Origin of the sequence: Pacificoceanicola niger, from assembly GCF_048553275.1 — a bacterium.
Classification (GTDB): Bacteria; Pseudomonadota; Alphaproteobacteria; order Rhodobacterales; family Rhodobacteraceae; genus Pacificoceanicola.
The window spans coordinates 102,114-110,527 of the sequence record NZ_JBLZMW010000019.1; the positions used below are offsets into that span (position 1 = coordinate 102,114).

An 8,414-nucleotide genomic window follows, 5' to 3' on the forward strand; every position below is an offset into this window, starting at 1 on the left:
CCTTTGCAATCAGTTCAATACATTGCCCAGCAGAACGTGCAGACGATTGCTGTTGGCCAGTGCCACGAACAATATGGTCACCGACAGGACCTGCGTGGTCAGACGGAAATCCATGCCGCGCCAAAGCGCGGTGATCCACAGGAAAACGGCTGCCGGAAAAAACACCACGGCGAGCACGCCCGACATCAGCCAACCGGCGAAGCTGAGCCGCTTTTCCTCCGGTTCGGCTTCGGCCATACGCGCTTTCATGCGGGCCAGCGGGTTATAGGCTTCCTTCGGATCGCGTACGTCGTCTTCGGAGAGTAGGTCGCGCAGGTCTTGCGTGGCCACTTGCTCCTCAGAAGGCATTGCTGTCTGCGCATTGTCCAGATCGTACACGGGATCGCAAAGGGCCTGATCCTGAAACAGCTCTTGAACCGCGAGAGCCGCAGCCGTCTCGACGTCCTGCTCATGTGTCGGCGCACGCCGGGCGCGCTGCGGCGAGGTGTAGTTGCGCAGCCGGACAAAGTCCGCTGTGTCGAGCAGCGTATCAGGCGAAAACCATTCGATCATGTCCGCATGGGAGTGTTCGAGGGAAGCCAGAACCGTATCGGAGAGCAACCGCGCGGCGGTCTCCTCATCCGGGGCGGCCCCGTCGCGGGTAATCACTTCAATCAGGATGCGCGGGCCATAGTCGCTGTCGGCCTCGGCGGTGACGCGCAGTCCGAAATAATGGCCCAGCACGGCCTGGCGTTTGGCCGAGCGCTTGGGAACACCGACCGGACGAGGGTCCAGCCTGGCCAGAACCTGCTGGCAGCTATCGAGATATGGCGCGATCGAAAGGCCCCGTTCATCGGGAAGGATCAGGCCAGCGTAAGCATACTCTTGAATAGACATTGTCGGTCCTCGCTCAGGCAGAAAACACTCCTGATAGGCAACACTGTGCTTGGCAATTCTGGATATTTTTAGGCATGGTTAAGGAGAATTGTCGCCAATTCGTGGCGGATCGCCGGTGTTTGGCGGCATTGGCTGACAAAGCGAAACCCCGATCATCCTGTTTCGGCGAAACATGGCCGAACAGGTTAACCGCTTGTCCCGAGTCGTGATTGACCTTGTCCAACGAAAAGGGGCGCAGCCTGTGCTGCGCCCCGGTCTGTTCCGTGGTGTGGGCGGTGCCGGATCAGTTGCCGATGCGGGCCGCGGAATAGGCGATGGCGCGCTGGTAGTTGCCGCTGTCGTTCCAGGCCGACAACGCCCGGAAGTTGGCGGTGCCTTCGCCGAACGGCTGACCGGCCTTCCAGCCATTGCGGCGCAGCATGTTGGCCGCCGAGGCCAGCGCATCAGCCGCGTTGTAAGGATCGGCCCGGCCGTCGCCATTGCCATCGACCCCATAGCGCAGCCAGTTTCCGGCGAGGAACTGCATGTGGCCTAATTCACCGGACGGACCGCCGCGCGTGGCCGCCGAGATCACGCCCCGGTCGACAAGCTGCAGCGCCGACATGGCATGTGGCTCAAAGCGGGGGTGGCGGCGGCAGTAGGACGCGAGCGTGACGGCGCCGTCCACGATCGGCGTCTTACCGGTATACCCGCCCCAGGACGTCTCAAGCCCCCAGATCGTGGCAAGAATGGTTCCCGGCACGCCGTAGGTGCGCTCGATGGAGGCAAACAGGCCTGCATTCTTCTGCATCCGCGAGGCGGCCATGTTGATAAAGTTCTGCGCCGTGCTGCCCGAGCGTTTGGCAAGGAATTGGGCCGGATCGCCGTGCGAGACGCCGGTCTGACTGCTGGGGCTCGATTCGAATTTCCAGGTGATGTTGGACAGGTTCGCTGCCGAGAGCGCCTGCATCCCGCGCTGGCCGATACCGGCCTTTGCGGCTTCCTGGCCAAAGTTGGCCTTGTACTGGCCGAAGGCACCCTTTTGCGTGATGCAACTGGCCGACCAGACCGGCGCGGCGGTGGTGACGCTCAGGGCGGTCAGGCAAAGGGCGGTAAAAAGGCGGCGCATGGATGTCTCCAAAAAATCCCGGAACGTATTCCAAAGGGTAGCGCCTTGCTGCCCGTCGTCCAAGTGGGAATTCCTGACTTGCATGCCGCTTGTGTGGCGCGCTCCGTGCCGTCCGGCCTCAGAGCATAGGCAGAGTGGACATCGCGCCGAGCGTCGTGAAGAGCCCGCCCGCCGTTATCGCCAGAGAGGCGAGGCGAAATCCCTCGCCCTTCACGGGGTGATGAAGGAACAGCGGCGCCGGGGTGATGTTTGCGCGCGTCTGCGCGGTGAGACCGGCCAACGTGCCCTTGTGCGCGCCGCAAAGCAGATCCGCGTCGCAGATCGACATATGCGCGTCGCTGTACATCGTGGTCGGGATTCCAATGATGTTCCCGCCTACGTCGCGGGGCAGAGAGGCGCGCGGTGCCTTGCGGCGGTCGATGTGGACCGGGCCGCGTCCGCTACGCGGTTTGCCCGAGGTGGCGCAGCGCACACGGCGCGGAGTGATCGGCGCAGGATCTTCGCCTGGCGGCATCAATGCGGCGCCAAGCTCTGTGACGAATGTCTGTCGCGGAATCCGAACCGTGGTGCCCGGCCAGATCACCGCATCCACGGGCAGGGCCGCGGCGAGTGTAAAAACCAGCCGTGCCAGGAGCGCCTGGGCGGCGGCCTCATCCCTGCACCCGCTGCCGTCGATCCCGACAGAGGTCACTTTCTCTTCGCCTTCGAAGCCGACCGCGATGCGTGCGTCGTAGGCGCCGGACACCACGCGCACGGAGGTCAGCGCCGGATCCTTCATCTCGAATCCGGTGCCGGTGATCGCGCTCAGCGCCGTTCCGAGCTGTTCGGCCAGGGTATAGACGGCAATGAATCCGGTGCCGTCCATGATCAATTTTGCGGTGGTCTGAGTCATTGTCTCTCCTGGTCCCCTTGCCGGAGCTCTTTGCGTCAGGGTCAGACTGCCGGGCGAATGCGTTCAGAAGTGGGACGAATTTCGGCCAAAATGGAATTCTGTGGCAACAATGGGACGGCTTCGCCAAAGTCTTGCCAGACTATGCCGAAGGCCGTGAAGGTTCGGACCATTGTCCATGATGCCGAGGGCATATCCGTCGGTGTCCTGACCCGTCCAAGCAAAAGGGGCGCCCGACTGGACGCCCCTTCGCATGTCTTCAGGTGCCGAGGGATCAGCAGCTGTAGTAGAGACCGTATTCGACCGGGTGCGGAGTATGCTCGTAGGCAATCACCTCTTCCATCTTCAGCTCGATGTAGCCTTCGATCTGGCTCTTGGTGAAGACGTCACCGGCCAGCAGGAACTCGTGATCGGCGGCCAGGCAGTCCAGGGCTTCGCGCAGCGAGCCACAGACCGTCGGGATGCCGGCCAGCTCTTCTGCGGGCAGGTCGTACAGGTTCTTGTCCATGGCTTCGCCCGGATCGATCTTGTTCTTGATGCCGTCGAGACCGGCCATCAGAAGCGCCGCAAAGCACAGGTAGGGGTTTGCCGCCGGATCGGGGAAACGGGCCTCGACACGCTTTGCCTTCGGGTTCTCGGTCCACGGAATACGCACGCAGCCCGAGCGGTTGCGCGCGGAGTAGGCGCGCAGAACCGGGGCTTCGAAGCCGGGGATCAGACGCTTGTAGCTGTTGGTCGACGGGTTGGTGAAGGCGTTCAGCGTCTTCGCGTGCTTCAGGATGCCGCCGATGAAATACAGCGCTTCCTGAGACAGATCGGCATACTTGTCGCCGGCAAAGAGCGGCTTGCCGTCTTTCCAGATCGACATGTTCACGTGCATGCCCGAGCCGTTGTCGCCGGCCATCGGCTTCGGCATGAAGGTGGCCGAACGGCCATAGGCGTGCGCCACGTTGTGAATGACGTATTTGTACTTCTGCAGATGGTCGGCCTGCTCGGTGAGCGAGCCGAACACGAGGCCAAGCTCATGCTGCGAGGTCGCCACTTCGTGGTGGTGCTTGTCGACCTTCATGCCAATGCGCTTCATGGTCGAAAGCATCTCGGAGCGGATGTCCTGACCGTCGTCCATCGGGTTCACCGGGAAGTAACCGCCCTTGTAGGTCGGACGATGGCCAAGGTTGCCCATCTCGAACTCGGCGTCGGTGTTCCACGCGGCGTGGTCGGCGTCGATCTCGAAGCTCACCTTGTTCGGCGCGACGGAGTATTTCACGTCGTCGAACAGGAAGAATTCCGCTTCCGGACCCCAGAAGGAGGTATCGCCGATGCCGGAGGACTTCAGGTAAGCCTCGGCCTTCTGCGCGGTGCCGCGCGGGTCGCGGTCATAGGGCTCGTTGGTGTCGGGCTCGACGACCGAGCAATGCACACAAACGGTCTTCTCGGCATAGAAGGGGTCGATGTAGGCGCTGTCGCAATCGGGCATCAGCTTCATGTCGGAGGCTTCGATGGACTTCCAGCCGGCGATCGACGAGCCGTCGAACATAAAGCCTTCTTCGAGGAAATCCTCATCGACTTCGCTCTCCATCACGGTCACGTGCTGCAGCTTGCCACGCGGATCGGTGAAGCGGATATCGACGTAGGCGACGTCCTCGTCCTTGATCAGTTTGAGCAGATCTTTTGCGCTCATTTTGCTATTCCCCTGATTGGTTATGATTGGGTTCGTGTGTCAGCCACGGCAGGTCCCGCGGCTGACGGTGTCCTCGGCGTCCGGTCTGTGACCGGACCGATGTTAGAGGGCGTCCGAGCCGGATTCACCGGTCCGAATGCGGATGGCCTGCTCGACCGGGCTGACAAAGATCTTTCCGTCGCCGATCTTGTCGGTCTTGGCCGCACCGATGATTGCTTCGATAGCGCCTTCGACCTGGTCATCATCCAGAACGGTTTCGATCTTCACCTTGGGCAGGAAATCCACGACGTATTCTGCGCCGCGATACAGCTCCGTGTGGCCCTTCTGACGGCCGAAGCCCTTGACCTCGACAACGCTCAGACCCTGGATGCCCGCGTCCTGCAGGGCTTCCTTGACCTCGTCGAGCTTGAACGGCTTGATGATCGCCTCGATCTTTTTCATGGGCTTCCCGTCTCCTCGTAATTCGTTTGGACCCGTGCAGAACATTTCTGTCTGGCAGCCACAATCGGATAGGGCCATTCTGGGCGCAAGGGAAGTGCTGAAAAAATCGGCAAGATTAAAAACTGTGCTTAACGCACAAAAAATGATCTAAATTGAATCGCGAGGACGTTAACCATGACCGAACTGCTCACCGCGGCGCAGATGCGGGCGATTGAAAAGGCGGCGATCGACTCCGGCGCGGTCACCGGACTGGAGCTGATGGAGCGCGCCGGGCGGGGGGTGGTTGAGGCCGTTCTTGAAGAATGGCCGGAGCTTGTGGAGGGCGCGCACCGCGCCGTTGTGCTCTGCGGTCCGGGCAATAACGGCGGCGACGGCTTTGTCGTGGCGCGATTGCTGAAGGCGCGGGGCTGGGCGGTTGAGGTGTTTCTCTACGGCGATGCTTTGAGGCTGCCGCCGGATGCGAAGGTGAATTACGAGCGGTGGTGCGGATTGGGGGAGGTCTCCCCGGCACCGAACCGGGACTTCGAAGATTATTTCGAAGACCACCCCGATACCGTTCTGGCGGTCGATGCTCTCTTCGGGACCGGCCTGTCGCGCCCCTTCGATGAGTTGGGCTTTGTTCAGGATGAATTGAACGACTGGTCCTCGGCGATTGAGACATACAGAACGCCAAGGGTGGTATCGGTCGATGTGCCGAGTGGGATGTGTGCAGATAGTGGTCTGTACCTCGGTGTTGAAGACAGTCCTTTTGATCAGTCTGTCGTCCCTAACCTCACAGTCACGTTTCACAGGCGTAAATTGGGGCATGTGCTTGCAGATGGCGGAACAGCCTGCGGCAAGGTTGTGGTGAAGTCGATTGGTTTGGAAGATGGCAAAAAGCCGACTGGCGCCGTTCGATTGGCATCTGAGCCTTGCGAGAAGGGGTTTTACAGTGGATACGAACTGGCCTCACGAAAGGCGTCACCTGGGCATAAATTCAGCCACGGCCACGCCCTGATCCTCTCCGGCGGTTTTGGCCGCACCGGCGCTGCCCGCCTTGCCGCGCGAGGGGCTTTGCGGATCGGCGCGGGGCTGGTGACGCTTGGTGTGCCGGGGGCGGCGCAGATGGAGGTGGCGTCTCAGATCACCGCGTTGATGCTCCGGCGGGTGGAGGGGGGCGATGACTTGGTAGAGATGCTGGGCGACGCCCGGCTGAACGCCCTCTGCCTTGGACCGGGACTCGGGGTGGAGCGGGCGCGGGATTTGGTGCACGCGGCTTTGAGCGGGAGCGGGGTAAAACCCCGCCCTACGGTGCTGGACGCGGATGCTCTGAGCGCCTTCTCAGAGAAGCCCGACGCGTTGTTCGAGATTCTCCATCCGTCGTGCGTCATCACCCCGCATATGGGCGAGTTTGCGCGTCTTTTTCCCGATATCGCGCAGAAATTGACCGAGACGCCCACGAAAGGCCCCGCCTATTCCAAGGTCGATGCCACCCGGGACGCGGCCAAACGCGCCGGATGTGTCGTTCTTCTCAAAGGCCCGGATACCGTCATCGCCGCCCTCGATGGCCGAGCCGCCATCAACGCCGCCGTCTATGAACGCGCAGCGCCCTGGCTCGCCACCGCCGGCTCCGGCGATGTGCTGGCCGGTTTCATCACCGGGCTTCTGGCGCGGGGCTTTGATCCCATGCAGGCCGCCGAGACCGCCGCCTGGTTGCATGTCGACTGCGCACTCAGCTTTGGTCCCGGCCTGATCGCCGAGGACCTCCCCGAAGCGCTGCCCGGTGTCTTTCGCGCTTTGGCTTCGTAGGGCGGGGCTGCGCCCCGCACCCCCGGCAAGACAAAAGGCGGCCCACTTGGACCGCCCTCAAGACATCGGCAGAAATCGGTATCAGCCCGCAGGGACGACCGCATCGGCGGAGGCCAGCTCCAGTCCATCGGCATAAAGGATGTGCGGTGCATCGAAAATCAGCGCCACAGTCTCGACCTCGCGGGTCGCAACCTCCCGCACGAACTCGCCATCCACCATCCGCTCCACCGGGACCAGCGCCTGCGACGCGCCAAACAGCGCCATGGCCCGCCAATCGCGAACAAGGATTTCCTGTCCCGCGACGAGGATCACGTCGCGGTCGGGGCGGGCCTTGCCCAGCGAACCGGCCTTTATCAATATCGTACGCAGGACTTCGCGCGAGCGGCGCACCGCTCGGACCGTGGCAACGCCGCTGTCACGGGTGATCACCCGATCACCTTCAGAGATGAATTCGACGGGCAAAGCGCCGTCCAGCGTCAGAACCACTGTTCCCGAGGTCAGGGCATTGCGCCGTGTGCTGGCCGAAACGTGGCGGGCACGTCGCGCGCGCGATGCGCAATCCGTGTCCTTTTTGGCGCTTCCGGTGTCCATGGCTTCGGGCCTTGCTTTGTTTTCTGCTTCGATTTTGCGCCGAGAATACGGGTAGAATTCGGCAGCTGTCCTGTCGTTTTCGTGCGGAAGATGCCGATTGCAGACCGATTGAGTCTTTCCCGCATCACAGCCCCGACAGCCCTCCGCCGTGTCCGGGCAAACGCGGTCTTCCGCGCCGCAGGAGGGCGTGGGTCTGCACCGTGCAGGAGGCTGGACTGTCTGTCGTTCCATGCGGCCACTCGTGGATTGCTCCACGCCATCATCGGCAAGATTTCGCAATTTGGGGTGAACGCGCAGGCCGTCACCGCCAGGCGTTTCGCAGCAATTTGAAATGATTTTTCCTCTCGCGCTTGCGTTCGGGCTTTGATAGAAAACGCCACGCCCGGTTTTGCGCCGGGCCGGATGCGGGTGTGGCGGAATTGGTAGACGCACCAGATTTAGGTTCTGGCGCCTATGGCGTGGGGGTTCGAGTCCCTTCACCCGCACCAAAATAATTCCTTGATCATGAAATTTTATCCTGAAATCAGGGCGTTGGTCCGTTCTGTGTTTCCGATCGCGGTCACAAAAGGCGCAGAAAATAGCTGGCAAAATTCGGAATTTTATGAATCGTAACGGCCGGTTTCATGCCCATATCGGTGTGCCAATGCGACTGCAGGCCGTAGTCGGTTCATCAAGGCCTCGCGCAGCATTGGGTGGCGATCAACGGACAGCATTGAAATTGTCCTGTGCCGTCGCGCGATTGCAGTCCAAAATCGCCATGAACAAGTCACAAGCGCGCGCGGCGGGCAAATCCCCTGTGGCGCTTTTTCCGCATTGACCAAGACATCTGGGCTATCGTGACGACACGTGGAGGAAAAGCTGGCCGACAGGATCGCGACCGACATCGGTGTCGCGTTTTCAAAGCGTGATCAGGGATCGACCCTTGCCACGACTTTGGTGTTTCTCTCGCCCGAAGAGCGGGCGCTAGGGTCAGGATGCATTGATTTTCGAAGCGCTGCGTGATTCACGGCTCTAAAAACGGAGCGGTGACATGAGCGACC

7 protein-coding genes and 1 tRNA gene are annotated in these 8,414 nt (G+C 61.5%); 2 read left to right on the top strand and 6 right to left on the bottom strand.

Annotation, left to right across the window (positions count from 1 at the left end; all coding sequences use genetic code 11):
- Nucleotides 1-9: 9 nt before the first annotated feature.
- The 5 genes from ACN2XU_RS20485 to ACN2XU_RS20505 form a co-directional block, all read right to left on the bottom strand.
- Entirely contained in the window at nt 10-876 is an 867-nt protein-coding gene (locus tag ACN2XU_RS20485) for a hypothetical protein (protein ID WP_419412210.1), read from the bottom strand.
- 283 nt (nt 877-1,159) lie between these two features.
- Nucleotides 1,160-1,984 carry a lytic murein transglycosylase gene (locus ACN2XU_RS20490; protein ID WP_419412211.1) on the bottom strand — a complete coding sequence of 275 codons (825 nt, stop codon included), beginning with the start codon at nt 1,982-1,984 and terminating at the stop codon, nt 1,160-1,162.
- A gap of 118 nt (nt 1,985-2,102) precedes the next feature.
- The gene (locus tag ACN2XU_RS20495) at nt 2,103-2,876 is read right to left on the bottom strand and encodes a hypothetical protein (RefSeq protein ID WP_419412212.1); all 774 of its coding nucleotides are present in this window, start codon (nt 2,874-2,876) and stop codon (nt 2,103-2,105) included.
- Between the two features lie 271 nt (nt 2,877-3,147).
- Nucleotides 3,148-4,554, bottom strand: coding sequence for a type I glutamate--ammonia ligase (gene glnA, locus ACN2XU_RS20500; RefSeq protein ID WP_419412213.1), 1,407 nt, complete (start codon nt 4,552-4,554; stop codon nt 3,148-3,150).
- Between the two features lie 102 nt (nt 4,555-4,656).
- Entirely contained in the window at nt 4,657-4,995 is a 339-nt protein-coding gene (locus ACN2XU_RS20505) for a P-II family nitrogen regulator (RefSeq protein WP_419412214.1), read from the bottom strand.
- 174 nt (nt 4,996-5,169) lie between these two features.
- On the opposite strand from ACN2XU_RS20505, the gene ACN2XU_RS20510 reads away from it, so the two are divergent.
- A complete protein-coding gene (locus tag ACN2XU_RS20510) occupies nt 5,170-6,783 on the top strand; it encodes an NAD(P)H-hydrate dehydratase (RefSeq protein WP_419412215.1) in 1,614 nt (537 codons plus the stop codon).
- A gap of 81 nt (nt 6,784-6,864) precedes the next feature.
- Here the strand turns inward: ACN2XU_RS20510 and ACN2XU_RS20515 are convergent, their stop codons facing one another.
- Nucleotides 6,865-7,374 (bottom strand): Hint domain-containing protein, encoded by a 510-nt coding sequence (locus ACN2XU_RS20515; RefSeq protein ID WP_419412216.1) that lies wholly within the window; start codon nt 7,372-7,374, stop codon nt 6,865-6,867.
- 404 nt (nt 7,375-7,778) lie between these two features.
- Here ACN2XU_RS20515 and ACN2XU_RS20520 point away from each other — a divergent pair.
- Nucleotides 7,779-7,862, top strand: a tRNA-Leu gene (locus ACN2XU_RS20520).
- The last annotated feature ends 552 nt before the right edge of the window (nt 7,863-8,414 follow it).

Coding starts and splice junctions, on each gene's coding strand:
- ACN2XU_RS20485 (WP_419412210.1), bottom strand. CDS start 876: ATGTCTATTCAAGAGTATGCTTACGCTGGCCTGATCCTTCCCGATGAA.
- ACN2XU_RS20490 (WP_419412211.1), bottom strand. CDS start 1,984: ATGCGCCGCCTTTTTACCGCCCTTTGCCTGACCGCCCTGAGCGTCACC.
- ACN2XU_RS20495 (WP_419412212.1), bottom strand. CDS start 2,876: ATGACTCAGACCACCGCAAAATTGATCATGGACGGCACCGGATTCATT.
- glnA (WP_419412213.1), bottom strand. CDS start 4,554: ATGAGCGCAAAAGATCTGCTCAAACTGATCAAGGACGAGGACGTCGCC.
- ACN2XU_RS20505 (WP_419412214.1), bottom strand. CDS start 4,995: ATGAAAAAGATCGAGGCGATCATCAAGCCGTTCAAGCTCGACGAGGTC.
- ACN2XU_RS20510 (WP_419412215.1), top strand. CDS start 5,170: ATGACCGAACTGCTCACCGCGGCGCAGATGCGGGCGATTGAAAAGGCG.
- ACN2XU_RS20515 (WP_419412216.1), bottom strand. CDS start 7,374: ATGGACACCGGAAGCGCCAAAAAGGACACGGATTGCGCATCGCGCGCG.